The sequence below is a fragment of the Microcoleus sp. Pol17C6 genome (assembly GCF_036701145.1).
Lineage (GTDB): Bacteria > Cyanobacteriota > Cyanobacteriia > Cyanobacteriales > Microcoleaceae > Microcoleus.
The window spans coordinates 1-25709 of the sequence record NZ_JAUBQH010000043.1 but is presented as its reverse complement, the minus strand read 5'-3'; the positions used below and the strand labels follow the sequence as shown (position 1 = coordinate 25709).

The window sequence follows — 25709 nt, the reverse complement described above, 5'->3', positions numbered from 1 at the left end:
TTGTTACAATCTTTGAAAGTAGTTTAACTCGTTAAATTTTAAGTGAAAAGATGTACCAAATTCTCGGGAGATTTCGATAGTTCCTTCTAACTGCTCGGTCAAAGTACAGACAACTTGAAACCCCATCGAATGAGTCTTCCGAAAATCTAAGTTTTGAGGAAAGCCAATGCCGTTGTCCTTAACTAAGAGGTTGATTTCTTGCTCTCCCGTTTGATAGCATTCAACACTAACTGTACCAGTTGTGCCATCAGGAAAAGCGTGTTTCAGGGTATTTGAAACCAATTCATTGGCAATTAAACCGCAGGGAGTAGCAGTTTCAAGATTTAGGGAAATTGGCTCAGCTAATACCTGCAACTGAATTTGGTTGTTGCTAATATTGTAAGAGTGAAACAAATTACTTACCAAATCTTCGAGATATTCGCCAAAATTAATTTGGGCTAGGTTAGTCGAACGGTACAGTTTTTCGTGAATCAGAGCCATAGAATAAAGGCGATTCTGACTTTCTTCAAACATTTTGCTTACTTGCGGGTCGGCAACTGTGTTTGATTGCAATTCTAACAGACTGGCAACTACGCAGAGGTTGTTTTTGACGCGGTGGTGAATTTCTTTGAGCAAAATTTCTTTTTCTCTCAGGGAGTTTTTCAAATTTGCTTCTGCTTGTTTGCGGTCGCTCAGTTCAGCTTGCAGTTGCTGGTAAAGTAGAGATTGCTGAATGGCGATCGCCAATTGATTCACCAACTGCTGAAATAAATTGATTTCCGATTCTTTCCAATCACGAGGGCGATCGCATTGGTGGGCAATCAGCAATCCCCAAAGCTGGCTGTGCTGAATAATCGGCACTACTAACTTTGCCCTAACTTGAATGTGTTTCATAAACTCCACCACACAAGGTGTAATGGAGGGGTCATCTAGTTCGGAGATCGCAGAAATTCGCCCTTGCAGATAAAGCTGATAACTTTGGATTGGAAAAACCTCTTCCCCAAAATATCTATCCACGAGTTGGCTGCATCCTTCTGCCACGGCTTCAGCAATTACTCGCCCGCCGCTTGTGGGTAAAAGTTGATAAACCAAAACTCGATCGGCTAATAATACTTGCTGGAGTTCGGCAACCGTGGTGTTGAGAATTTCCTCTAATTGCAAAGACTGGCGGACACGACGGGCGATCGCCTCCACAAGCCGTTCTTGCTCGAACTGCTGCCCCCTAGCGAGTTCGGCGTATTTAGAATTGCTGATATCAGCGGCATAACCAATAATTTCGATCGGAATGCCCATGCTGTCAACCAATAGTTTTAGTTCCGTCCTTAGCCAACGGTAAATTCCGTCTTGGTGTAGAAAACGATACTCGCAAATGCAATTTTTTTCCTCGGACAAATCCGAAAAATTTACTAGAAATTGTGGTCGATCTTCAGGGTGAATCCTGCTAGACCAAAATTTACAATCTGCTAACAATTGTTGGGGGTCGTAGCCAAAGATTGTCTGAACGTTGTCGCTAATGTAAGTAGTACAAAAGTCCTCCATCGGTGCGGCTGTAAAAATTACCGCCGGATTAGAACCAAGTAAAAATTGCAGGCGTTCTTTTAACTGCTGAAATTCCATTTCTGCTCGCTTACGATAACTGATATCTTCGATCGCCCCCATGCTGTAGAGAGGAATGCCCTCGCGATCGCGGATCAGCGTCACCGTCAAGTTTGCCCACATCAGCTCGCCATTCTTCTTAATCAAGCGTTTTTCCCTTTGGAAGCGAGAAATCTTGCCACAGATCAACTCCTTGACTTCCTCTACATCTGCTTGTAAATCTTCTGGATGCGTGAGTTCAGTAAAAGTCATGCTAGCCAACTCAGAATCGCTGTAGCCCAACATCTGGCGGTGAGCTCCATTCACTTTGATCGTGCGGAAGTCGCGCAGGCTTGCCAAACCAAGCGCGATCGGAGCATCGTCAAATAAGTTGCGAAACTTTTCCTCGCTCTTTTGCAGTGCAGCTTCTGCCTGTTTGCGAGCGGTAATGTCTCGGGCGACCCACATCACCCGATCGAGCTCCAGTGGCGAAATACTGGCATCAAACCAAAATAATTTGCAGCCAATTTCCATGCTGTACTCAACTCTGTGGGTTTGCCCAGATGCCAATGTTTGGCGAATGTGAGTCAGGGCAAAATTAGCTTCCGCTTCTGGGAATATTTCGGCAAGGGTTTTGCCCAGCACTTCAGGAGCGGGTTTGTACAGCAGTTCGGGAGCCGTGGGGGCGATTTTGAGGTAGCGGCCGCTTGCGTCGAAAACCAGCACGATATCTGTCATGGCGTTAAACAGCGCCAGCAGTTCGGCTTCGGATTTTTGGAGTTTTTCTTCGGTCAATTTGCGCTCGGTAATGTCGGTGTCAGTGCCAGTCAGGCGCAAGGCCTTGCCAGAAGCCGATCGGATCGCGCTGCCGCGGGCAAGTATCCAGCAGGTGCTGCCGTCTTTACGCAGCATCCGGTGTTCTACTTCATAAATTTCTGTCCAACCCTCTAGATAAGCATTTACTGCTTCCTCGACTGCAACTCGATCGTCGGGATGAACCTGAGACGCCCAATTTTCCATGCGGTTAGGAATCTCTGCGTCCTGATACCCCAACAAAGCTTTCAAAGACGGAGCAATATAGATTTCGTCGGTTTCCAAATTCCAGTCCCAAACCCCCACTTTGCCTGCAGATACTGCCATTTCGTACCATTGTGTCCGCTGCTGCACTCTCCGTTCTAACTCTGCATTGAGCTGCTGCAAAGCGATTTCTGCTTGTTTGCGATCCGTGACATCCCGGCCTGCTGCTTGATACTCGACGATTTGTCCGCTCTCGTCGAATATCGCCCGATCGATCCACTGCTGCCAGCGAATTTCCCCGCTCGGCAAAATTACTTGGTGCTCGCAGGTAAAAATAGGGTTGTCGGGAGACACAGAAGTATATTGCTGTTGAAAAATTTCTCGGTCTGCTTCTGGCAGCAGCGACATGAAGCATTTGCCGAGTAAGTCGAACGGCTGCAGGCCGAAATAACGGCAGTAAGCTTGATTGACAAAAGTTATTTTACCGTCTGGGAGGTAGCGGCAAATCAGTTCGGTTTGGTCTTCCACAATCGCCAGGTAGCGCGCCTCGCTCTGCCGCATCGCATTTTCGGCATTTTGGCGATCGCTGGCTTTTTCTAGTTCACAATTGCCCTCTAACAGTTCGCATTGTTCCTGGAGTTTTGCCACTTCTTGATGCAGTGCCTCGATCCAGCTATACATTGCTGGGCGAATCCTTTTTTCGCTGACTATACCTACTGGCTGACCCCGTTCATCTACAATTGGCAAGCAATCGATCGAGTATTGACAAAATAGCTTGAATGCGGTATTAATATCTGTAAATTCTGATTCTTGTAAGACAATTAAATTCCGCGTCATTGCGTCGGCAACTTTCATGCCTTGCCATCCGTATTCGGCGGCGGCTAAGTTCAGCACATCTTCCGGGCTTAGCAGTCCGACTAGCTGATTTTCATCGACAACTAAGACGCAACTAATCGATGCTTGTACAGTTTCGTTTGAGTCGGGAAGTGCAGGTGAATTAGGCAGTGGGCAAGGGTTGCTCGCCCGACGCATCAGGGCGATCGCCTCTGCGAGCGAAGTTGAGGGCGCAACCGTCACAGGGTGGCGATCGACAGCTTCGTCGGGCGATCGTAAATTTGCCGACAAATTAGCAAGTTCCATTAGTCTTGGTAAAAAAATATTGCTAATTAACTTTAGCAATACTTTTAGTCATCAGCCAGATGATTGATGACTGATGAGCTGCCTGATTTTCGACCAATGAGAATATAAGTTTTCATTACCCCTTTGCCTTTAACTTCAATCATTCCTCGCTCCTGAAATAAATATTTGTTTTCCAACAATTTATAAGTAGTTTCGCTCACTTGAATCCGCCAAGGCAAACCCTGAGATTCCATGCGGGAAGCAATATTTACCGTGTCGCCCCATAAATCGTAAATAAACTTCTTTATACCAATTACTCCGGCAACAACCGCGCCGCTGTGAATGCCGATGCGGATGCTAAAATATTTATTATTATTAGCATTAAATCTGGCTATTTCTGCTTGCATATCTAGGGCAATTTTGGCGATCGCATCTGCGTGATCTGCCCTGGGTTCAGGCAGTCCTCCTACTGCCATGTATGCGTCGCCGATGGTCTTGATTTTCTCTAAACCGTGCCGTTCGCACAAAAGGTCGAATCCTGAGAAAATCTTATTTAGGAGATCCACGAGTTCGATCGGATTCATGACGGCAGACAAAGCAGTAAACCCCACAATGTCGGCGAACAAAACAGTCACTTCCGGAAAGTATTCGGCAATAGTAGTTTCGTTTTTCTTGAGGCGTTCTGCTATTGCCTTGGGCAAGATATTTAACAGCAGCTTTTCTGATTTTTCTTGTTCTTCCCGCAGGGCATCTTCTGCTTGTTTGCGTTCCGTAATGTCGTGGTAACTCCACACTCTGCCGATAATTGTATTCCCCAGCCGCTGCGGTTGCGAATAGCGTTCAAAAAATCTGCCGTCTTGAAATTCCAACAAGTCGTAACTTTCGGCTTCTGGCTGCTCGTAAAGCGATTGTATTCTTTCTTGAAATGCTTGGGGTTCTTTGAGTTGGTTCAGCACAAAGGCGATCGTTGTGGCTTCGTCTCGCAGTGCCATCACTTCATCAGGTATGCCCCACATTTCCAGAAATTGTCGATTGAAAGTGACGATTTTTCCGCTCCTGTCAATCGCTAAAATACCGTCCGCAGTAGAATCAAAAGTTGCTAGCAGCAGGGACACAGATTTTGCTAGGGCGTCTTCGGCCATTTTTCGAGCAGTAATGTCTCGCAAAATAGCGCGAATCGCTACTAGCGAACCTACCGCAAATTTACAGCTTATGCTGCCTTCTAGTAAAATTTTTTCCTGATATTTAGTAATAAATGTTAGTTCAATAGAGTCTGGATACAATGTATTTTCATTTACCGTCTGTTCGGTAATAGCTTGATACAATATATCCAGAGACTCTGGCGAACTGTTCGGATGAATGATATCAAAAACAGTCATTTGAGCAATTTCTGCTTCGGTGTAGCCCAGAGTTTCCCGCCAAGCCCGATTTACATACAAAAAATGACCGTCTGCTCCAATACTTTGAATTAAGTCAGTAGCATTTTCAAATAAGTCTCGCAGTTGTTCTTCGCTTTCCCGCAAAGCTATTTCCGCTTGCTTACGCTTGATAAATTGACCGAGTTGGCTGCCGATGGTTGCCATTATCTGGAGCAATTCTTCATCAAAACACTGCACTTCGCGGCTGAATAAAATCATCACCCCCAACACAGACTTTGCAGAATTGTCCGGGTCGTAGTCGCCCACAATTGGAAAACCAAAAGCTCCGTGCAGCCCTTCTTCAGCAGCGATTTCGCGGCGCATACAACTGTCGCTTTTTGCGACATCGGCAATCCACTGAGAGGAACCGCTAGCCCAAACGAAACCGGGTAATCCTTCGCCAAACGCACAAGTCATTTGTTCGGTAAATTCGGCAAATTTGGGGATAGAAACTGAGCGTTTTGTCCAACTGGCGACGCAGCGAAGCAAATTGGGGTCGGAAACCGCAGTTATTCTCTTAGTTTCTGACAGCAGTTTTTCCCCAGATTCGGGCATCCAAAGTTCGGCAGTATCCCATCCCAAGCTGTCACAAATTACGGGGAGAATAGCTGCTATAGCTTTTTTGATTGTTTCGGATGCCGACAGGATGCGAGTTGTGACGTACTGAGTTATTTGTCGCTTGCGGGCGCGCTGTCTATCTGTGACATCGCGGCCAATGTACACGAAATCTTGAAGGGCGGGCCCAGAGCCAGAAAAACCTTTAATATCAGTCGAAATCGCCGTACAGGAAAACGAAACTGTTAGCTTTTCTCCGGTTTTTGCCGTGCAAATTACTTCGGCGTTAGTTTGCAAGTGTTGAGGCTCCTGGCTGAGTGCTTGCAAAGAGGAGCCAAAAGCCGCAAGAGCGTCTATTTGCTGGCCTACTAATTCTGATTCGCTGTAACTGAACAAATCTTGAGCCGCTTGATTGACTTTTTTAATTTTTCCCGAGGCTGTAGTTACCAACAAAACTTCGGCCATTGAAGTAATAATTTTTTCAACATAATTATTAGTAGCAGCTAAGGTACTCAATAAAATATCCATTTCATTGGTAGCTTGCACTAGAGTTTGTTCTAAAGCCATCCTGTCGCTTACGTCTTGAAAAAATATAATTAATCTCTGATAATTCTCGTCATTGGTGAACTCGACTATATACATATCAAAATAAAGCCGCGAACCATTTTCTAATAGTCGCGTCATCGCTTTTAATTCAAAATTTGGCAAACGTTTCTCAAAAATATCGATTAAAATTTCTTCAGTTCCCACTAATTCGGGAAAGGGAATGCGGACATCGTTGCCGGCGACTACTTCCTCGGGACAGTCGGCAAACCGCTGCACTTTCAGAGAGATTTCTTGGATTAAAAAGTTTTTATCCAGTGCTAGGTACTCCAAGTTGTGGGGAACTAACAGTTTTTTTAACAAGGTTTTCATGTGAGGTTTTTAGTATTGAAGGCGCCCTCTGGATCTAATTATATAAAATTAATTTATTTATCTCTGTTTCTCAAATGGAATTCTGACTATAAAGGTAGTGCCTAGCCCTATCTCACTGGAAAATTCGATTTGACCTCCGTGCAAGTCTACACACTGCTTGACTATGGATAAACCCAGTCCTGTACCGGGTATTTTTCCGACATTTTTGGCTCGATAATAAGATTCAAAGAGTTGTTCTTGGTCTTCGAGAGGAATGCCAATACCTGCGTCTTTAATTTTAAATGTAGCTTCTTCATTATTGTGACAATTTAATTCAAAATAAATATGGCTATCGAGGGGCGAATATTTGACAGCATTTGACAGCAAATTTGTCAAGATGTGCCGCAGCAATTTTGGATCTAGTGCGGGCCACTGTTGCGTTTCCTGCGAGTCGGTATCATTTTGTTTCGCGGGCGTAACTAATTCTTGATAAATAAAGTTAATTGTATGATTTTTTCCATAACTAATTTTAATTGATTCTACTAACTCGCTGCAAAATTTTTTTAAGTCAACTGGTGCAGGATAAAATTCGAGTTTTCCTGCTTCGGCGCTGCTTAGCAACCGCACGTCATCTAATAGCTGAGCCATCTGTTGAGATGCTGATTTAACGTGTTGCAGGTATTGTTGTTTTTCCGCGTGGGTGATATCGTCGCCGTAGTCTTGGAGGATTTTAGTAGCAAATAATACTGTACTTAAAGGATTGCCGAATTCGTGAGCAATCATCGAGAAAAAACGAGATTTTACCTGTCTGAGTTCTTGCTCTTTTGCTAAAGAACGACGAATTTCTATTTCTTGTTGTTTGCGTTCTGTGATGTCCCTACCTATATAAATGAAATCGTAAAGTCCCTCTAATTCTGTCTGAATTGCCGAACAGGAAAATTCTACCCAAATTTCTTCTCCTGCTTTTGTAGTGCAGACTATTTCTAGTTCTCTCCGCAGCTCTTTTTGAGACAAAATATAGCGGTGGCGAGCTTGGTAAATTAATGTTTCTTCTACTACTATTAAAGACAGGGGGTTGCCGATCAATTCTGCTTCGCTATACCCAAATAACCATTGTGCAGATTGATTGATTGTTTTGATAGTTCCTAATGTTGTTGTCACCAACAAAGCATCGCCCATCGAACGAATAACTTTATCTATATAATCTTTAGAAGCGGCTAAGGCACTAACCAAAAGATTAGCTTCATTCGCCCTCTGAATCAAGGATTGCTTCATTACCATCTTTTCGGTGGTATCTTCAATCAAAATTAGCAATTTACTTGGCACATCTTCTTGTTGTTCTTCATATTTGATAGCCAACATATCAAAGTATAAAGGGCGATTCGGGTCGGCAAACCGAGCGATACCTTTGACTTCAAAACCCGGCAACCGTCCCATAATGATAGACATGAGGATATTTTCAATGCCAATCAGTTCGGGAAAACTTAGGCGCGCATCTGCACCGGGTATCGCCTCGCCCGGAGTATCGGCATAATGCTGCACTTCGGCGGAGGTTGCCTGAATGATGAAATGGTGATTAACTACAAAATACTGTGTTTGTCGCGGGCCTAACAGTTTTCTTAACAGAGGGTTCATACTTGTTCTACCATTGTGTAAGCTAGTTTGTAGAAAATTTCGTCAACGTCTTTGCCTGTTTTAGCAGATGTCGTGCACACTGCTATTACTTTGTCTTGACTTATCGAATGGGACATTTCCACTAGCAGCGCCAATTTTTCCTCATCAATCAAGTCTACTTTGTTCAAAGCTACGATAATTGATCCTTTAGGATTGACTGAAGAAAAAAGCTGAATGTGTTCGGAGATTCGCTCAACTGTTTCCGAGCGGCTGACATCGGCAACGATCAAAACGCCGCTTGCTCCCTGCAAGTAAGTCGGTGCTATTCCTTTGAATTTTGTATGCCCTTCTAAGTCCCAAATTAGCAACTGTGCAGTCACGTTTTCCCGCTGTTTTACGCCTTCTAATTCTACGTTTTTGCGAGAAATTTTTACTCCCACGGTGGAGAGGTATTGGTCGCTGAATTGCCGATCGACAAAACGGCGGATTAGGCTGGTTTTGCCCACGCCAAAATCGCCGATCATACACATTTTTTTAGCTATAGTAACTGACATAATTATTTAGTGTTTATGGTCTTAGTTATGGGTTCAAATAGCACGCATCTGCTTAAAATTCGCGGTTGATTGGGTTCCACGTCGGCAGGAGGATGGGGGATGCCAACCGTTTGGAGGCGCTTTGGGTCAGCACCTTGCCGCACTAAAGCATCTCGCACTGCTGCGGCACGCCTGAGCGACAACTGTTGATTTGTAGCAAGTTCTCCACTTTGATCGCTGTGCCCAATTATCTTAATCTGTTTTTGAGGATATTGATCCATGAATTTTTTGACACTGGCGATGATTTCTTCATCTGTTGAGTCTAATTTTGTCGTTCCTTGCTCGAAGTAGATGCGGGTTGTAATCTTCAGCGGCTCTAATTTAATCGTACTGATGACCGACTGAACACCGGGAATTTGCTTCAGGGACTGAGCTATTTTCTGTGCGTCTGCACCGTCTCTAACTCGGCCCTCTACTGTAAGTTTGCGATCGCCATACCGCGTAGAAATAGAAACGCCCTCTCTCTGGTTCAAAACGGCGGTAATCCGCTGCACCTCAGCCGCCGTCAAAACTGGATCTGGGGGCACATCTACAGCTATAATTCTATTATCTAATTGCAATTTTGGTGCAGTTGATGCGGCTATTTTTTCGGCTTGTGCCCGCAATTCTTGATTTGGCAACTTACCGGTTAGCTTTAAAGTTTTGCCATCCACTGCAACATCTAAGCGGTAAACTGCTAATTCGGGAGTGGATGCTAAAGCTGCGATGGCATTTGCTTCGAGGCGGCGATCAACACTGCTGCGGTACTGATAAATTCCCCAAGGTACTAAGATTAAGCTCAAGGCGGCTAAACTGATAGCAGCTAGGGCGATCGGGGGTTTTGTTGATTTTTCCGTTTGTAGCGGGTCGAATAAAGTTTTTATACACGGGTGCAGCGAGTCCGGTATAGTACCCGGATCGCCGTTAAACTCGTGAATTACTTGACCATAATTAAGGATGAGATTACTAACGGTTTGTCGTATTTTTTGGATGAACAAGTTTGGCGGTTCTCCTTTAATCACGACGGCTATGTAGCAATATCCCGCTACTTCTAGCAGAATTTTTGAGGCGCCGTATTCAATTTGATTTAGTTCGGAAGATTCTCCCGGCTGCACGATGCACTCGTTGACAAAGCTGCGAATAGCTGTGAGCATTCCTGCTACCATTTCTGATTCTAACTGGTAGCTTTCTGAGTTTTGAACTTCAGAAATTATTAAGCCTGATGCTTTTTGAATTAAGAATGCTGCTTGGACGGTGAAGGGTACTGATTCTTGGAGGATTAATTCAGCTTCGGAAACTCCTTGTACTTTGGAGCGAATTTTTCTTTTGAATCCTTCCACGCTGATGGCATTTGACACTTTTTCATTGATTGTCTTAATAGCTTCTGCCATGTATCGGGCAATTGTACTGCCAATTACGGGATAGAGCGCATCCACCATAGAGTCGCGTTCGAGTTTTATTTGGGCTGTAATCGCTTTGCCCATTTCGGGGGCGAGGGCTTGGGCGATCGACTCTTGGTCGAGGCGAATTTGCTCTTTAATCGCCAGACCGATTTCTGGGGCGATCGCCTTGGCAATTTCCGCTGGCGAATTCACTATTTGTTGAGCAAGTGCGTCGGGAAGCAGCTCAGCTATTGCCGCACTCATTGCCGACTTGTTTTCGTGAGTTTTTGCCCTAATCACTTCGTCAATAATTGGGACGATCGCCTTGACAACTTCTTCTCTGGAATCGGCAATTTTACGGCTGAGAATTTCTGCGATCCAAGGCAGCATCAACTCAATCAACTCTTGGGGCTCGTAGATTTGGTGCTCCAATTTTCCTAATTTATCGTCGATTGTTGCCATCAGGTGGCGCACCCCCGGCAAATCGTTTTCTGCCAGCAGACTTTTTACTTGCTCGATATCCGAGATTTGCGATCCGAACATCAGATTTTGCAGCCTTTCCATGGCGCTGTCGGCTTCATTTAAATCCTGTTTAATTTGGCCTAATATTTCTCCTGGCTGCGATATCGGTGTCGGCTGTTCTACCAAGTTTGGCATCGATTGAAGCGAAGCAACCACCGGATCTAAATCTGCAGTTTCTGGTGAGTCTGAGACTGTGGAAATTATGGGATTATCGGGAATTTCCGAGGATTTTGACTCGGTTTCGGGAGGGGAAATATCTTGTTGCCGATCGAACCCGTGGGATTCTTGAGCCTGTACTTCCTGTAGAGAATCTTTCATTGTCAAGTTAGACAATTCTTGGACAGGCTGTGATGCCTCCTCCAAATCCGGCTGGGCGATCGCGGAAACATCTATAGTTTTAGCTGAGGAATAGTCTTTTTCCAGTTCTGAAGTGTTGAGTTTGTGAGTAGCGAATAGCAAACTTTTGAACTCGTCTGCAACAGGCGGGGAATCGCCAGACTCAGGTTGGCGATCGTTAGTTTCGGTTACACTCGCTGCAACTTCCTCTGGCGCTTGTTCAGAAATACCTAACAAATCCATCAACCCGCCGAGGGCCCCAGCTTGATTATTTTCGCCACTGCTGTCATCTTCGGGCTCTGCATTTTGCTGGTTGGAACCTGCAAAAATTTTGAGATCGACTAACAGATTAAGCAAGGGTTCTAGCTGGGTTGCTGCATCGGCAGCAGACTCGTCAGGTTGAGAAACAAAACCCTCTAACTCATTTTCGTCAGCCGGATTTTCTTTCGGTAAAGCCATGCGTTATTATCCGTTATGGTGGCGCTCCGGCAACAGAAATTCCGTATTTAACTTATTATCCGCAACGCCTTTAAGTTCGGGTACAAATTCTGTTCCTTTGAGCCTCATACCGAGTTCAAAGAGAATTTCTGCCATGTCGTCTCTAGAAACTTTAACATCTCTGAGCATAGAAAATCGACGATCTAGTTCTTCAAAAACCTGTGTTTTCAAAGTGCGGGTTTCTTCAGATAGTCGCTCTCTGGTTTGGGAGAGTTCGTCGCGAAGCGAACGGGTTTGATTGTCAATAGCCTCGTCAAGGGCTTCAATGCTGCTGGAGAATTTTCGGTTAACGCGATCGACTTGCTGACGGATGTCTGCACTTTCTTCTTGGGTGTTTGAGCTGAGCGATTTAACTTTCTTTTCTAACGAATCAACGGCAGCCCTCATTTCTCCCGACAGAACTGTCTTCACTTGTTCGATGCGAGCTTGCATATCTTGCTGCATCATGGACAAGTCGGAATCTATTTTATCGAAGCGATTGTCGTATTCTCTAAGCTGCGCTCCAAAAATTATATCGCGAATTTGGTCGATATTTCCCAGCCGTTCGCGCATTTCTTCTTTACTTATTTCGGCCATGCTTGTACCTAGAATCTCCGGAGATTGTGAGTTTAAGAACTGTGCTAGTGATTTACTACCGTTGTTGGTGGCACTAGCTTTTTTGAGTGGGCGGGCTTTTATTTTTTGAACTCTCACCCCTGCCTCGGAGATGGGATTTTTTAGAGTCTTGACTCTAAATATCCTGAGATTCAAATTTTTGAGCCTGGTCTTGTCACCAAAAATGGCGGTTGGCGATCCTTTGCTTGCAGCAAGCTCAGAGAAGCGTAGATTTGCTGCTATACAGGACAGCGGGGTAGATTTTAATGTCTTGTACTGACATCTTCAATGATATCGCATCTTGACAGTGCCTCATACCACAGCGCTTGATCCCCGGCAAAAAGCGGGCGGGGGCGGGCGCCCACGTCCTATTATATATAATATATAACTCAAAAGCTGCACAGATCGCTCGCCGATCGGCTCCCAGGGATGTAGCCTTTGAGCAGAAAGCACTTATACAGCCCAACTCGGCCCCTCTGTGCCCCTCGAAGCCTCTTCTCCTGCGATCGCCCTATAAAAATTCATAGGGCCCGATCGACAGCGACCAGACCCAATAATATGAGAGCTTTGTTTTTTCTAACAAACGAGATGTGTTTCCGATTGAGAACTGTTACTTACTAGGGTTTACAACTTGTGCAGCTTTACTTTTAATTAACAACGACAACTAAGTCTTACTTGACTGCGGTTTGGCTTGACTGCTCGATCGGCAGTTCGCCACTATTCCAAGTTGTGTTCGGTTAATTTCTGCTGCGCCTGGGAATCTAGACCGGAGACACCATGCCTATATCCTTGAACTTTCTTTCTAAATATAGTGACCTCCTTTCTCTTTCTGTCCCGGTGTCTATTATTAAGTTAGCATGGCCTTTCGGAGGAGTAAAGCACTATTTGCAAAACTTGATAGGTCTTTACATTACTAAGTATAATGATATGAATCTCCAAATAGATGTAAGTTAGCACTCACGCACTCGTAACCAAGAAACCGGGTTTTTTTACCCAGATTGAGGATTTTAAGCAAGTATTTTGGTTTAAAAACCGGGTTTCTGGACACCCGTGCGTAAGTCCTATAAATTCTATTGTTGCTACATCTTTACATACTTAAGTGTTTTTGTCATGTCTATTTCTCCTAAGTTTCTCAGTGGCAGCCAAATCCGCCAAACCTTCCTCGACTTTTATGCTCAGCGGGGACATAAGATATTGCCGAGTGCTTCTTTGGTGCCCGAAGATCCGACAGTGTTGCTGACGATCGCCGGAATGCTACAATTCAAGCCGATATTTCTCGGACAGCGCAACGCCGAATCACCGCGCGCCACGACTTCTCAAAAGTGCATCCGCACCAACGACATCGAAAACGTCGGCCGCACCGCCCGCCACCACACGTTTTTTGAAATGTTGGGGAATTTCAGTTTCGGGGATTATTTCAAGAAACAGGCGATCGCCTGGGCGTGGGAACTTTCGACGGAAGTTTTCGGTTTACCAGCGTCGAATTTGGTTGTTAGTGTTTTCCGAGAAGATGACGAAGCTTTTGCGATTTGGCGCGATGAAATTGGCATTCCGGGCGATCGCATTCAGCGCATGGGAGAAGATGACAATTTCTGGCAATCCGGCCCGACTGGCCCCTGCGGCCCGTGTTCGGAGATTTACTATGATTTCCACCCAGAGAGAGGCGACAATATTGACCTCGAAGATGATACCAGGTTTATTGAATTCTACAACCTGGTTTTCATGCAGTACAATAAAGATGCAGAGGGCAATTTAACACCGCTGCAAAATCAAAATATTGATACTGGCATGGGACTGGAACGGATGGCGCAAATCCTCCAGAAAGTCCCCAATAATTACGAAACAGATTTGATTTTTCCGATCATTCAATCGGCAGCAGAAATTGCCGGGATTGATTACCACAATAGCGATGAAAAAGTCAAAGTTTCGCTGAAAGTAATTGGCGATCACATTCGGGCTGTGGTGCACATGATTGCGGACGAAATTCGCGCGTCGAATGTTGGTCGGGGTTACATTTTGCGGCGGTTGATTCGCCGGGTGGTGCGCCACGGCCGACTGATTGGAATTCAGGGCGAATTTACGGTGCGGGTGGCTGAAAGTGCGATCGCGCTTTCGGAAGCAGCTTATCCGAACGTGCGGCGGCGGGAAGCTCAAATTAAGGCGGAATTGGCAAGGGAAGAGGCGCAGTTTCTCAAGACTTTGGAACGCGGAGAGAAGCTGCTGGAGGAAATTGTCGATCGCACAAAACAGCAAGCAAACCAACAAATCAGCGGTCAAGATGCTTTCACTCTTTACGATACCTACGGTTTTCCCTTAGAACTGACTCAAGAAATTGCTGAGGAACAGGGAATTACTGTGGATTTGGACGGCTTTGAAAGGGCGATGAAGGAACAGCAAACTCGCGCTAAAGATGCTCGCCAAACAATCGATTTAACCGTGCAGGGTTCTTTGGATAAGTTGGCTGAAACTATCCAGAAAACTGAGTTTGTCGGTTATGCTGAATTGTCGATTTTAGCTGAGGTGGAAGTTATTTTAGTTGACGGCAAATCTGTCGAGGAAGCAGCCGCCGGCACTGAGGTACAAGTTGTTTTGAACCAAACGCCGTTTTATGCAGAATCCGGCGGACAAATTGGGGACAAAGGTTATTTGAAAAGCGGAGATAATGGTGATGGTTTGTTGGTAAGAGTTGATGATGTGAAGAAGGAATCGGATTTCTTCGTGCATTTCGGCTTGGTGGAACGGGGAACGCTGAGAGTTGGCGATAGTATTACTGCGAAAATTGACAACAGCAGCCGCCGCCGAATTCAGGCAAACCACACAGCAACTCACTTATTACAATCAGCTTTGCGGAAAATTGTGGACGATTCGATTTCGCAAGCTGGTTCGCTGGTATCGTCAGAAAGATTGCGATTTGATTTCAATTCTCCGCGCGCTGTCACAGCAGAAGAGTTGCAGAAAATTGAGGATTTAGTTAATAGTTGGATTGCTGAAGCGCACGCTGCGGTCGTTGCAGAAATGCCGATCGCCCTTGCGAGAGAAAAAGGCGCGACTGCGATGTTTGGCGAGAAGTACGGCGATGTGGTGCGGGTTATCGATTTTCCCGGCGTTTCGATGGAATTGTGCGGCGGAACTCACGTCAGCAATACGGCAGAAATCGGGCTGTTTAAGATTGTTTCCGAAGCCGGGGTAGCGGCGGGTACTCGCCGGATTGAAGCGGTTTCCGGTCAAGCTGTTTTGGACTATTTGAACGTGCGCGATAAGGTGGTGCGCGATTTGGGCGATCGATTTAAGGCGAAGCCTGAAGAATTGCCGAACCGGATTACTAATTTGCAGAATGAGTTGAAGGATACTCAGAAACATTTGGCTGCTGTCAAGTCGGAATTGGCGATCGCGAAATCAGACCAGTTGCTGAGTGCGCCGGAGGCGATCGGCGAATTCAAAATCATTGTAGCTCAATTGGGAGATGTGGATACGGAAGCGCTGAAAACTGCGGCGGAAAGGTTGCAGCAAAAGTTAGGAAATGCTGCGGTTGTTTTGGCCTCAATTCCTGAACCGGATAAGGTAAGTTTGGTGGCAGCTTTTAGTCCAGAAGTTAATAAGAAAGGATTGCAAGCTGGCAAGTTTATCGGGGGAATTGCTCAAATTTGCGGCGGAAAAGGCGGCGGGCGGCCTAATTTGGCGCAAGCTGGGGGACGCGATGCAAGTAAGTTGCAGGAAGCGTTGGAAAGTGCTCGGAATCAGTTGCTTGAAGGGTTGGGTTAATCGGCCTTTTATGTGGGGACACGATTCCCTGCATTAGTGTCAACAAACACGTCAAACCCGCAGTCCGACAGGGGTTTTAACCCCTGTCTCAAAGCGAAAGTCCTCGCTATGAGGACTGAAGAACTCATTAGTCCTCTTAAGAGGACTTTAGCTATTAGACAGGGACTTCAGTCCCTGGCGGGCTTTCGGCTTAAATTGACACGATGAAAGGCACGGTGCCGTGTCCTGCTTTGCTACTTAATATTGAGGTACAGACGGGTCTACTTCTTCACTCCAAGCAGTAATCCCGCCCTTAACATTAATCCCCTCAATTCCCGCTTCCTTCAAAATCCCCAAAGCCTTCGCAGAACGTCCGCCCATTTTGCAGTGTGCAATCAAGCGGTGGCCGTTCAACAATTCCTTGACCTTGGCGACACCTGCGCCGTGTTCGATATCCGGCAAAGGAACCAAAACCGACCCAGGAATTTGACAAATTTGATACTCATTGGGATTGCGAACATCCAACAAGACAAAATCTTTCGCACCGCTGTCGATTAACTCCTTAAGTTGCGTGACAGTCATCTCAGGAATTTGCGTTTGCTGACTTGCTTCCTGCGCTTTTGCTTGAGGAATGCCACAGAATTGTTCGTAATCGATTAACTTTTCAATTACCGGGCGCACTGGATTCGGCCGCAGTTTCAATTGCCGGAACGTCATATCTAAGGCATTGTAAAGCAACAGTCTGCCGCTCAAAGTAGTGCCTTGACCCAAGATAATTTTGATAGCTTCCGTTGCTTGGATAGACCCGACAACTCCGCACAAAACGCCTAAAACGCCGCCTTCTGCACAAGAAGGAACCATCCCAGGAGGCGGGGGTTCTGGGTACAAATCGCGGTAATTCGGGCCGCCTTCGTAGTTGAAAACTGTGGCTTGCCCTTCAAATCGGAAGATAGAACCGTAGACGTTGGGCTTGTTTAAAAGCACGCAAACGTCGTTCATCAAATAGCGAGTCGGGAAGTTGTCCGTGCCGTCGATAATGATATCGTAAGGAGTGGCAATGTCGATCGCATTTTCCGAACTAACGCGAGTTTCGTACAAATCAACTTGACAAAAAGGATTAATTTCTAAAATCCGATTTTTAGCCGACTCAATCTTCGGTTTCCCAACCCAAGAAGTGCCGTGAATTACTTGCCGCTGCAAATTGGAATGGTCTACAACATCAAAGTCTACAATCCCAATGCGGCCAACACCGGCGGCGGCTAAATACAGCAGCAGCGGCGAACCGAGACCTCCCGTACCGATGCAGAGCACGCTGGCAGCTTTGAGACGCTTCTGCCCTTCCAATCCAACTTCTGGCAGGATGAGGTGGCGAGAGTAGCGTTCGTATTCTTGTTTGTTGAGCTGGATCTCGTCCAGATTAGGATTTAGCATGATATTGTGTGTAGCGCAGATTTTGAATTATATCCTATCTGAATCTTTCGCATTTTTACGTGTTTGTTATTTTTACTAATTATTTCTTAATCTCAGTCGGTTCCAGTGCGAGAATTTCCTCTGCTTGAAAGTTCCCCTCTCCGTCAAGACTCCAACTGCGGAGGTCTTCTGAACAGCCTTGTCGGACGGACACAATGATGTAAGAGTATTGGGCCCAGGCCAATGTCCGATCGCACTCTGAGGGCACTGCCGGACAATCCGTGTGAGAATGATATATACCGATAATATCCAGATTGCGATCGCGCCCATGTTTCATCGCCCGCAACATATCTTCGGGTCTGATAGCATATCTGCGTCTTTCTGTCAATCCTTTTTGTTCAGGCCAATTCTCCTCAGCTTCCGCACTCCAAGCATTGTCAGTTGGCCAAACTTCTACCACAGTTTTAACATCGCTAGTAACTCGACCGAGCAACAAACCGCAGCATTCTTCAGGATAAGCGCTTTCGGCGTGGGTACGCATGGATAAAATGTGAGAGTCGGAAAGTGCGATCGATGGCATAGGATTTTATTGTAGATTTTATTGTAAAGTGCGCTCGGGCTTTTTCTTTAACGAACCGCGAAGACGCGTTAGGCGAAGCCGCGCGTAAGCGCTAGGACACGAAGGAAGAGAAGGGAAGAGAAAGAACTCACAAAAGTAACCTCATTAATTACCTGCACGTAGATATCTAAACGTTAGATTTTTCGACTATTTCTCACTCCTATTCTCTGTGTCTTCTGCGCCCTCTGCGGTTCATAAAAAAATTACTGTAAGGTGCGCCTGGTCGCGCACCTTACCCCTTAGTTAATGTAGCTATCTAGCCCTCAATTGCAATCAAGTTGCAATTAAGAGGGAGTTTGCTGCAACTCAGGTCGCTCATCTGGAACGATCGCACCTTCGACAGGACACACCTGCAAACAAATGCCACAGTCAATGCAGGTATCAAAATCAATCCAAAACCAATCAGTACCCTTGACATTTTTGCCGGGGCCGGGGTGAATGCAAGCCACCGGACAAGCGCCAACGCAATCAGCAATTCCCTCGCAAATATTCGTAACAATAGTGTGTGCCATAGTGTTCTCTCAAAAGATTTTAGGTAGATAGGGAATTAGCAATTAGTAATTGGCAAAACCTTCTATCAATCAGCAGGATACATAATATCATATCAGGTGATTTCTAACCAATTACCAACTACTAATTACCAATTACCAATTAGCCTAATTTACCGTTTCAATTGTTGGCAATCCTTCGGCATTTACCCAAGCAATTTGAGCAATTCGTCGATCGCGCGCGTATTCCCGCGCCGACTCTGCTGTCTCCCGACTCTCTAAATCTATTTCTACCCGAACTAGGTGAGTAGAGTCTCGGAGTTTGCGAGCGTAAGCAAACGCGGCTGCACTAGCTTCAGGAGTTTGAGGCACAACCAACCAGTCGCTAGCTGGCGTCTGGCTGGGCAATTGCCCCTCTGTCAGCAAAACTTGGTGCAAATCTTCAATATTCAAACAAAACCCGATGCCGGGGGAATTTTGCCCTTGCGGATCGAACAGTCCCAACAGTTGGTCGTAGCGTCCCCCTTGTCCTAAAACTCGCTGTCCTGTCTTGCTGCTGCTGACAACTTCAAACACAATTCCAGTGTAGTAGTCAAATGTTTGAATTAAACTCAAATCGAGGTGAATGTGGGATTTGAGATTGGGAATTTTTGACTGACATTGGTGCAGCAATTCGATCGCCGATTTGAGATTATTTAAGGCGGCTTGCTGTGGCAAATCTAAATCCAGCTTGGCAACAATTGGCAACACCTCTTCTGGGCGGCCGCGCAAGTCAAATAACAGCAGAGCTCTTTCTCGCAATTCGGTTGACAGCGGCAAAGTTTCCAAGGCAATTCGATCGAGATTGGCGATCGCCCCCCGAACTTTCTGGCGCACATTTGGCGGAAACGGTTCTAGCAATCTTGCAGTCAAGCCCGCTTCTCCCAAAACCAAATGCCAGTCATCAATTCCCAAGCTCTGCAAGCACTCAGACAGCAGCAGCAGCACTTCCGCATCCGCAACCGTCCCCCCCGCGCCTAGGAGCTCTACCCCAGCTTGATAGAACTCTTGTTGCCCGCCTGAGCCAGTATCGGGGCCTTTGCGGAACACGTTGGCGTTGTAGTAGAGGCGCTGAGGCTGCCAACGAGTCCCGGCCATCCGCATCGCAGCCGCGCGGGCGATGGATGCTGTCAATTCCGGCCGCAAACCAAGTTCTCCATCCTCGGCATCTTGCAGTTGAATTAAGGTCGATCGGTCGATCGCACCCCCAGCCATTAATGTCTCCAGCCTTTCTAGGGTAGAGGTAATAATCCGGTGATAGCCCCAGCGGTGAAAAACCTGCTGTAAGCGCCGTTCGATCGAAATTTTTTGAGCAACGTCAAGGGGCAATAAATCTCTTGCACCGGATGGGGGTTGGTGAACCATATCAATTTTAGATTTTAGACTTTAGAAGATTTTAGATTGGGCTTAGAAGCTTAGCTTTATGGACGGTGTTAAAGTCTAACGAGGCAAGCTTAACATTTGACTTTAACAAATTAAGGTGTCATATCAATTTTAGATTTTAGATTGGGCTTAGAAGCTTAGCTTTAGGGACGGTGTTAAAGTCGAAGCAGGCAAGCTTAATCTTCGACTTTAACAAATGAAGGCGTGATAGCGTTTTGGTTTGCATGGGAATAATCATTTTCCCGGTCAGTGCGATCGTCCCGCTCTTTCTGGATCACCCGATCTCGCGGGACGATCGCACTGACGGTATAATTCCGATGTCACCGGATTTGATCTCACCAAGTCTTGATTGTTTTGATCTATCTCACTCCACTGCTGTGCAGTTCACCATTTTCTCAAAATTCAAGACTCACAAATCACAACTTCTCACTTCTTCTTCCCGCCAAACAAACTTGCAAAAAATCCTGGTTTCTCGTCACCTTTTTTTGCCTTTGCGGAAGCTTGTTCCAGCTTTTTCTTAACCTCCAAAGCCGTCGGTTCTTCAGGATTTGATGCCAAAGCTTTGTTCATCTCAAGTTTTGCCATTGTGGCTTGATTTTGTTCAACGTAACACATTGCTAACAAAGCGTGGGTCTTGCTGTGTTTCGGATCGCGTTTCACGCCTTCTTTCAACTCTATAATTGCTTTGGCGTAACTTTTGCTGTCCATAAATCCTTGAGCTCGGCGGCAATAGGCTTCGGCCGGCGAGCCTGTTGCCGGAGTTGGGGTTGGGGTTGGGGTTGGGGTTGGGGTTGGAGTTGGGGTTGGGGTTGGGGGGTCTGTTTTTTTTAGGTCGGTTGGGGCTTGGCGCTCTTTTCGCAGCAGGTAAACCATGTTGAGTTCGCTAATTTGATTAATCGCCTCTTGCGTTTCCTTAACTGATTCGTACTGCTTGAGAGCGAGTTTGCTAACTGCTGTTTTGTAAGCTTCTTCCCAATCTTTAGCGGTAGCTAACTGTTTGGCTGCTTCGCTTTCAATTTGCATTTTCGCCTGTTCTTTAACAACGCGCTTGCCGATGGCTCCTAATAGCAGGCTGTATTCTTTGCGATCGCTTTCCTTGGAGAATTTGTTGTAAGCCGGATTGACTACTTTTGACAAAAATTGGTTAGCCCAATCTTTATCGGCTTGGCTTTCAAAAGAGCAAGTATCCGAATGCAACCGGCGGGCGATTTTCATGTAGCGCTTGCGGATGTCGTTAAACTCGGCGTCTAAGGGAATTCCCAAAATTGCGTGCTGATCTGTAAAGTCATACTTGAACAGCCCTTTTGTCATTTCAAAAGACATAACTTTTACTCTTCCTTTCCTGGCTTTTCACTATTCTTTAATGTAGCTTGAGTCAAGGGGTTGTGACCCCCGTACTACCCCCGATCTATTGCTGGGAGGCGCTACTTCCAAGAAGATAAGGGAGGAACTGCTAGCAGTGCGCTGCTGAGTTCGGCGTGTATTTTGCCGTTTGTGGCCAAAATCCGACCCGAGTTCATCTCAAAGGCACTGCCGTCATAAGCTGTAATTTGACCTCCGGCTTCGGAGACGATGACTACACCTGCTGCTACGTCCCAAGGGGCGAGTCCCCGTTCCCAGTATCCGTCCGATCGCCCCATCGCCAGGTGTGCGAGGTCTAGGGATGCGGAACCGCTGCGGCGCACGCCTTGGGTGAGGTGGGTAAGGTGACAGAATTCGGCATAGTTATTGTCTGCTGTTTCGCGCCGATCGTATGCAAAGCCAGTGACTAGCAAGCTGGTTCTCAATTCTGAGATTTGGGAAACTTCGATCTGCGAACGGTTGCAGGTTGCTCCCAATCCTTTGCCTGCCCGAAATAATTCATTATGAAAAGGGTCGTAAATTACTCCAATTTGTGGTATACCGTCGATTAAAAGTCCGATCGACACGGCCCAAAAAGGATATTGGTGAGCATAATTTGTTGTGCCGTCCAAAGGGTCGATCGCCCACAGGTATTTGCTGCTGGCATCCCCTAATTTGCCGGATTCTTCGGCGAGGATGGCGTGGTCGGGTACGTGGCGGCCGAGAATTTCTAAGATAACCGCTTCTGAGGCTTTGTCGGCTTCTGTGACTAAATCGCCCGATCGCCCTTTTTCTTGAATTTTTTCTAATTTTCCGCAGAAAGATTTCAGGACGGAACCGGCGGCTAGGGCTGCTTCGGTGGCTATTTCTAAGAAGTTTTGCAGTTGATTGTCTGTCATTAGGAATTGTTGGGAATTGGGAATTGGGAATTGGGAATTGGGAATTGGGAATTGCTTCCAATGACAACTGTCAACTGCCAACTGTCAACTGTCAACTGTCAACTGTCAACTGACTATTTCCGATTTTGCTGGCGAAATTCTGCGGGAGTTTGGCGCAAAGCTCGTTCTGGATTCCACAGGCCTTTACCCATGAGTCTCGCCCATTCTTGAGCGTTGATGAGTCGCTGCTGATATTTGGTGTTGGGCGATCGCACTGAGGCCAGGGCATAACCTTCTTTGACTAGCTGTTCGTTGAGCAAAATTTTATCTTGCCACAAGTAGGCTAGTTTGCGATCGAACTGGTCTTTCTCTTCGATGTCGGATTCTAACAATACCTGTTTTCCCCCAATTAGCTGTTCTAGTCTTTGTTTGGCTGCTTCTCCCCAAGGCTGCTGTTTTAAATCCGGCGCATCAATACCAATCAGCCTGATTTGTTCTAATAAGGCTATTTTGTCGGCTGTACTGATAACTTCGATTGTTTGGCCGCTGATGGCCCTTTCTACTTTGGCGATCGTACCTTGGGGCATTTCTGGTTTTTGGCAGCTAGCTAGCAACAGACACAGGGCGATCGCACATAACCGATAAAGCATGGATAATTGGTAGTTGATTATTTATCAAATTGCCTTATTCTTCATCCAACGGCAAACCGGCTTTAACTTTACCTTTGCCGAAGTAGCGGCCGAATTGCAGTTCGTACACTTCGTCTTCGTCTTGCGTCTCTACCTCGATGTTGGAACGGGGATAGCTGACGCACAGCAGGGCATAACCCTCTTTTTGCAGTTCCACAGAAAGCCCCATTGCTTCTGGCTGGTGCAGTTCCCCCGAATTGACGCGCACCGCACAGGCGGTACAAGCGCCGTTGCGGCAGGAAAAGGGCAATTCTACTCCTTGGTTTTCGGCGCTTTGGAGGATGTAGCGGTCTTCGGGTACTCGCACGGTATGGCGATCGCCTGTCTGTCTGTTATGAATTTTAATTGTGTAAGAGTTAGTCATGGAATTTTAGATTTTAGATTTTAGATTTTAGATTGGGGTTGGCGGGGCAAGATCCTTGAAATGAATGGGTTTGCGACCCAGGGAGGAGAACCCAAGCCTGCCCGTTTCACACCCTACCCATATTAAACAGCAAATTTATGCCGTTACCCCTTCCCAAATCAGATTTGTTCTGCTAAGATAGTTTAGCTGTGGCTAAATGAATGAATTTAGCCCTGGAGAGGTGGCCGAGCGGTTGAAGGCGCACGCCTGGAAAGTGTGTTTAGGGCAACTTAACGAGGGTTCGAATCCCTCCCTCTCCGTTAAACAAGCTGTTTAGGCAAAAAAAACCAGCTTGCAACAAAAATCTCTGATATGAGATAAATACTTTGATGAGAGCGAGAGTCCTTGAATTCTTTTAGAAAAATCAAGGGCTCTAGCTTTTATATTTTTGAGTGTAAATTACGGGCGATCGAACCGAGAATAAACGCCCCGATATAATGCCAATAATAGAACACCATAGTGACCTACACCAATCGCCAGCGATATGGTGTATCGGCTAAACTCAGCCTCACCATTCCCTGCGAATCTCCCATACATTCGACCATCTTTTTGAGCAGTTCGCTGTCGCTGGGATTCAAATTTTCGACGGCCATTTGCTCCCTCACCGTTTGCAGCAAAGCGTCGCTTTCTGCTGGATCAATTGCTGTTTGAATATCAGTCTGGGAATTTTAGATTTTAAATCTTAGATTTTAAATTGAGGTAATTTATATCGAACTTAGCATCAGCGAGATTTGCCCCTCTGAACGACGTACCCTCAGCATTTCCAATCTCTCGAACAATAGCCGAGAAAGACACAAACGCAAACCAAAGATACAGCAGCGACAGCAAACCGAAACACATACCCCAAAACAGTTTGTGAGTGCTCAGAAAAGCGCTCGCCGTTGCACTGAACAAAAAAGCCGCTGCGTAAGTTGCCACACTTCCAGCCGATGCGATCGCCACCTGTGCAAATTGGCCGCGAATCCGGGAACTCACAAAAAACATTAACACCCCGCCGATCGCCATTCCAGCAATAGCAGCCTGGGAATTATTATTAGTTGCAGTGCCAGCATAAAAAAATCCCAACAAAGCTCCTGATAGAATAGCAGAAATTGTTCGTGCCCATCTACCCGCTGAGGTTTTTGGCTGTTTGCTGGCGATCGCCGAAGCGAAACCAGCAGCGCTCAAAACCCCGTACAGCAACAGAACAAAAGGCCAACTGCCAGAGTCCGGTATTTGTCCTTGGGCTCCCAAAATCAGTCGAGTCAGAACATCGCCCACAACCAAACAAATCGCGATCGCCCCAGCACTCAAAACAGCAATCTGTCGCCGAGAAAGCCCGATTTTTGCACCGAGAAAATTCGCACCCGCTAACTGAGCATTTCTAAAATTGCAGCCTCTAACATCCGCACCGCTGAAATCAGCACCGTTAAGAACTTGTCCTTGGAACGATCGATTTCGTAAAATTTGATTGCTAAAATTATTGGAATCCGAATACTTCATATTAGTAGAGGATGCTGGAGAATATATAAATCTGTCAGTGTTTCCGTCCCCAATCTAAAATCTAAAATGGTATGACTTATCGGCCCACGTTCAAACAAATTTGGCATATTCTCGGTCTCGGAATATTGCTCGCACCAATACTACTTTACAACATTCCCTACTTTTTGCGTCCCCAACAAACAAACGAAGCCCGATCGCTATTTCAGGGAATAGCCTACCGCAGGGAATTTCGGACTAATCCGCGTCCCACCCTAATTCACATTGTTAGCATCGACCTAAAAGCGCCGGGAATAGGAATTTTTGTCACTCCCGGAAACCCAACAGCCGATTTAACAGAAACCAATGCCCGCACCGCTACTGAATTCCTGAAAGAATTTAAATTGCAATTAGCAGTCAACGGCAATTTTTTTTATCCCTGCATCGAGCAAGCACCTTGGAATTACTATCCTCGCAGTGGCGATCGAGTAAATAATGTCGGACACGCCATTGCCAAAAGCCAAGCTTATTCTCAACCAGACCTAGCCTTTCCAGCCCTTTGTTTTGATGCCACAAACCGCGCTCAAATAATCGAAAACGGCACTTGTCCTGCGGGAACAGCCTATGCAGTTGCCGGAGATACTTTGCTGGTGAAAAATGGCCAACCCGTAGCACAAAGTCAGAAAGAACGCACACAGGATAAACCCTATCCCCGTGCCGTCGCGGCGATCGACAAAACAGGCGACAAGTTGTGGTTAATTCTGGCAGACGGCAAGCAGAGGCTTTACAGTGAAGGGCTGAAATTGAGCGAAATAACTGATATTTCGATGCAGTTGGGAGCCGAGACAGTGCTAAATTTAGATGGTGGCGGTTCGGTAACTTTTGCAGTAGCATCGCCGTCAGGGCCGAAACTGTTGAATGCTCCGATTCAGAATAAAATCCCCATGCAGGAACGTCCACTTGCCAATCATTTGGGATTTTATGCGCGGGATAATAATGATGCCTCCGCATACTCAAATAAATAGGGTATTGATTGCCTTCATTACTAATACAAAAGTTCGCTTAAATACCCACAAAATTTCTTATTCAGCAGTGAGTTTTTTTTGAACCCACATTCCGCAGATATTCAAGGAGAGGTAAAGGAAGATAGATTCGGCAACAAGAAACTCCCAAACGATTGCCGTG

Annotated in this window: 18 protein-coding genes and 1 tRNA gene; 3 read left to right on the top strand and 16 right to left on the bottom strand. The window is 46.1% G+C overall.

What is annotated here, in order from left to right:
• Window positions 1-3: 3 nt before the first annotated feature.
• From QUA25_RS20115 to QUA25_RS20090, 6 genes are read right to left on the bottom strand one after another with little or no spacing between them, the layout of a single operon-like run.
• Window positions 4-3711, bottom strand: a complete 3708-nt coding sequence (locus QUA25_RS20115; RefSeq protein WP_333040847.1) for a PAS domain S-box protein — start codon at window positions 3709-3711, stop codon at window positions 4-6.
• 44 nt (window positions 3712-3755) lie between these two features.
• Entirely contained in the window at window positions 3756-6578 is a 2823-nt protein-coding gene (locus QUA25_RS20110; RefSeq protein WP_333040846.1) for an adenylate/guanylate cyclase domain-containing protein, read from the bottom strand.
• Between the two features lie 57 nt (window positions 6579-6635).
• The gene (locus QUA25_RS20105; protein WP_333040845.1) at window positions 6636-8192 is read right to left on the bottom strand and encodes a PAS domain-containing sensor histidine kinase; all 1557 of its coding nucleotides are present in this window, start codon (window positions 8190-8192) and stop codon (window positions 6636-6638) included.
• Entirely contained in the window at window positions 8189-8725 is a 537-nt protein-coding gene (locus tag QUA25_RS20100; protein ID WP_333040844.1) for a Rab family GTPase, read from the bottom strand. Before QUA25_RS20100 ends, QUA25_RS20105 begins: the two co-directional genes overlap by 4 nt.
• Window positions 8726-8727: 2 nt before the next feature.
• Complete coding sequence (locus tag QUA25_RS20095) at window positions 8728-11442, bottom strand: OmpA family protein (RefSeq protein WP_333040843.1); 2715 nt, start codon at window positions 11440-11442, stop codon at window positions 8728-8730.
• Window positions 11443-11448: 6 nt separating this feature from the next.
• Entirely contained in the window at window positions 11449-12057 is a 609-nt protein-coding gene (locus tag QUA25_RS20090; protein ID WP_333040842.1) for a hypothetical protein, read from the bottom strand.
• Between the two features lie 1128 nt (window positions 12058-13185).
• On the opposite strand from QUA25_RS20090, the gene alaS reads away from it, so the two are divergent.
• Window positions 13186-15837, top strand: a complete 2652-nt coding sequence (alaS, locus tag QUA25_RS20085) for an alanine--tRNA ligase (protein ID WP_333040841.1) — start codon at window positions 13186-13188, stop codon at window positions 15835-15837.
• Between the two features lie 237 nt (window positions 15838-16074).
• Here the strand turns inward: alaS and moeB are convergent, their stop codons facing one another.
• The 8 genes from moeB to QUA25_RS20045 all read right to left on the bottom strand — a co-directional run bounded on the left by moeB (window position 16075) and on the right by QUA25_RS20045 (window position 23027).
• Window positions 16075-17247: a molybdopterin-synthase adenylyltransferase MoeB gene (gene moeB, locus QUA25_RS20080; protein ID WP_333040839.1), complete on the bottom strand. Its 1173-nt coding sequence runs from the start codon at window positions 17245-17247 to the stop codon at window positions 16075-16077.
• Window positions 17248-17326: 79 nt separating this feature from the next.
• A complete protein-coding gene (locus tag QUA25_RS20075) occupies window positions 17327-17806 on the bottom strand; it encodes a M67 family metallopeptidase (protein ID WP_333040837.1) in 480 nt (159 codons plus the stop codon).
• A 323-nt stretch (window positions 17807-18129) separates the two neighbouring features.
• Window positions 18130-18357 carry an indolepyruvate ferredoxin oxidoreductase subunit alpha gene (locus QUA25_RS20070; RefSeq protein WP_006635695.1) on the bottom strand — a complete coding sequence of 76 codons (228 nt, stop codon included), beginning with the start codon at window positions 18355-18357 and terminating at the stop codon, window positions 18130-18132.
• Window positions 18358-18501: 144 nt separating this feature from the next.
• The gene (locus QUA25_RS20065; RefSeq protein WP_333040835.1) at window positions 18502-19737 is read right to left on the bottom strand and encodes an ATP phosphoribosyltransferase regulatory subunit; all 1236 of its coding nucleotides are present in this window, start codon (window positions 19735-19737) and stop codon (window positions 18502-18504) included.
• 444 nt (window positions 19738-20181) lie between these two features.
• Window positions 20182-21078: a DnaJ domain-containing protein gene (locus QUA25_RS20060; protein ID WP_333040833.1), complete on the bottom strand. Its 897-nt coding sequence runs from the start codon at window positions 21076-21078 to the stop codon at window positions 20182-20184.
• Window positions 21079-21179: 101 nt separating this feature from the next.
• Window positions 21180-21995 carry an inositol monophosphatase family protein gene (locus tag QUA25_RS20055; RefSeq protein ID WP_333040831.1) on the bottom strand — a complete coding sequence of 272 codons (816 nt, stop codon included), beginning with the start codon at window positions 21993-21995 and terminating at the stop codon, window positions 21180-21182.
• Between the two features lie 113 nt (window positions 21996-22108).
• Window positions 22109-22624: a thermonuclease family protein gene (locus tag QUA25_RS20050; protein WP_333040829.1), complete on the bottom strand. Its 516-nt coding sequence runs from the start codon at window positions 22622-22624 to the stop codon at window positions 22109-22111.
• Window positions 22625-22658: 34 nt separating this feature from the next.
• Window positions 22659-23027, bottom strand: a complete 369-nt coding sequence (locus QUA25_RS20045; RefSeq protein ID WP_333040827.1) for a 2Fe-2S iron-sulfur cluster-binding protein — start codon at window positions 23025-23027, stop codon at window positions 22659-22661.
• A gap of 214 nt (window positions 23028-23241) precedes the next feature.
• Here QUA25_RS20045 and QUA25_RS20040 point away from each other — a divergent pair.
• Window positions 23242-23326 (top strand) — tRNA-Ser (locus QUA25_RS20040).
• A gap of 204 nt (window positions 23327-23530) precedes the next feature.
• On the opposite strand, the gene QUA25_RS20035 is transcribed toward QUA25_RS20040, so the two are convergent.
• Both QUA25_RS20035 and QUA25_RS20030 read right to left on the bottom strand, forming a co-directional pair.
• The gene (locus QUA25_RS20035; RefSeq protein ID WP_333040825.1) at window positions 23531-23659 is read right to left on the bottom strand and encodes a hypothetical protein; all 129 of its coding nucleotides are present in this window, start codon (window positions 23657-23659) and stop codon (window positions 23531-23533) included.
• An 82-nt stretch (window positions 23660-23741) separates the two neighbouring features.
• The gene (locus tag QUA25_RS20030; RefSeq protein ID WP_333040823.1) at window positions 23742-24548 is read right to left on the bottom strand and encodes a pentapeptide repeat-containing protein; all 807 of its coding nucleotides are present in this window, start codon (window positions 24546-24548) and stop codon (window positions 23742-23744) included.
• A 71-nt stretch (window positions 24549-24619) separates the two neighbouring features.
• Here QUA25_RS20030 and QUA25_RS20025 point away from each other — a divergent pair, with 71 nt between their 5' ends.
• Window positions 24620-25549, top strand: coding sequence for a phosphodiester glycosidase family protein (locus QUA25_RS20025; RefSeq protein ID WP_333040820.1), 930 nt, complete (start codon window positions 24620-24622; stop codon window positions 25547-25549).
• Window positions 25550-25709: the final 160 nt, after the last annotated feature.

Excerpts from the sequence above, each read along its gene's own strand:
- QUA25_RS20035 (WP_333040825.1), bottom strand. The coding sequence starts at position 23,659 with ATGGCCGTCGAAAATTTGAATCCCAGCGACAGCGAACTGCTCAAAAAG.
- QUA25_RS20075 (WP_333040837.1), bottom strand. The coding sequence starts at position 17,806 with ATGCCATCGATCGCACTTTCCGACTCTCACATTTTATCCATGCGTACC.
- QUA25_RS20110 (WP_333040846.1), bottom strand. The coding sequence starts at position 6,578 with ATGAAAACCTTGTTAAAAAAACTGTTAGTTCCCCACAACTTGGAGTAC.
- QUA25_RS20090 (WP_333040842.1), bottom strand. The coding sequence starts at position 12,057 with ATGGCCGAAATAAGTAAAGAAGAAATGCGCGAACGGCTGGGAAATATC.
- QUA25_RS20025 (WP_333040820.1), top strand. The coding sequence starts at position 24,620 with ATGACTTATCGGCCCACGTTCAAACAAATTTGGCATATTCTCGGTCTC.
- QUA25_RS20060 (WP_333040833.1), bottom strand. The coding sequence starts at position 21,078 with ATGTCTTTTGAAATGACAAAAGGGCTGTTCAAGTATGACTTTACAGAT.
- QUA25_RS20105 (WP_333040845.1), bottom strand. The coding sequence starts at position 8,192 with ATGAACCCTCTGTTAAGAAAACTGTTAGGCCCGCGACAAACACAGTAT.
- QUA25_RS20030 (WP_333040823.1), bottom strand. The coding sequence starts at position 24,548 with ATGAAGTATTCGGATTCCAATAATTTTAGCAATCAAATTTTACGAAAT.
- QUA25_RS20045 (WP_333040827.1), bottom strand. The coding sequence starts at position 23,027 with ATGACTAACTCTTACACAATTAAAATTCATAACAGACAGACAGGCGAT.
- QUA25_RS20050 (WP_333040829.1), bottom strand. The coding sequence starts at position 22,624 with ATGCTTTATCGGTTATGTGCGATCGCCCTGTGTCTGTTGCTAGCTAGC.
- alaS (WP_333040841.1), top strand. The coding sequence starts at position 13,186 with ATGTCTATTTCTCCTAAGTTTCTCAGTGGCAGCCAAATCCGCCAAACC.
- QUA25_RS20070 (WP_006635695.1), bottom strand. The coding sequence starts at position 18,357 with ATGGCACACACTATTGTTACGAATATTTGCGAGGGAATTGCTGATTGC.
- moeB (WP_333040839.1), bottom strand. The coding sequence starts at position 17,247 with ATGCTAAATCCTAATCTGGACGAGATCCAGCTCAACAAACAAGAATAC.
- QUA25_RS20065 (WP_333040835.1), bottom strand. The coding sequence starts at position 19,737 with ATGGTTCACCAACCCCCATCCGGTGCAAGAGATTTATTGCCCCTTGAC.
- QUA25_RS20115 (WP_333040847.1), bottom strand. The coding sequence starts at position 3,711 with ATGGAACTTGCTAATTTGTCGGCAAATTTACGATCGCCCGACGAAGCT.
- QUA25_RS20055 (WP_333040831.1), bottom strand. The coding sequence starts at position 21,995 with ATGACAGACAATCAACTGCAAAACTTCTTAGAAATAGCCACCGAAGCA.
- QUA25_RS20095 (WP_333040843.1), bottom strand. The coding sequence starts at position 11,442 with ATGGCTTTACCGAAAGAAAATCCGGCTGACGAAAATGAGTTAGAGGGT.
- QUA25_RS20100 (WP_333040844.1), bottom strand. The coding sequence starts at position 8,725 with ATGTCAGTTACTATAGCTAAAAAAATGTGTATGATCGGCGATTTTGGC.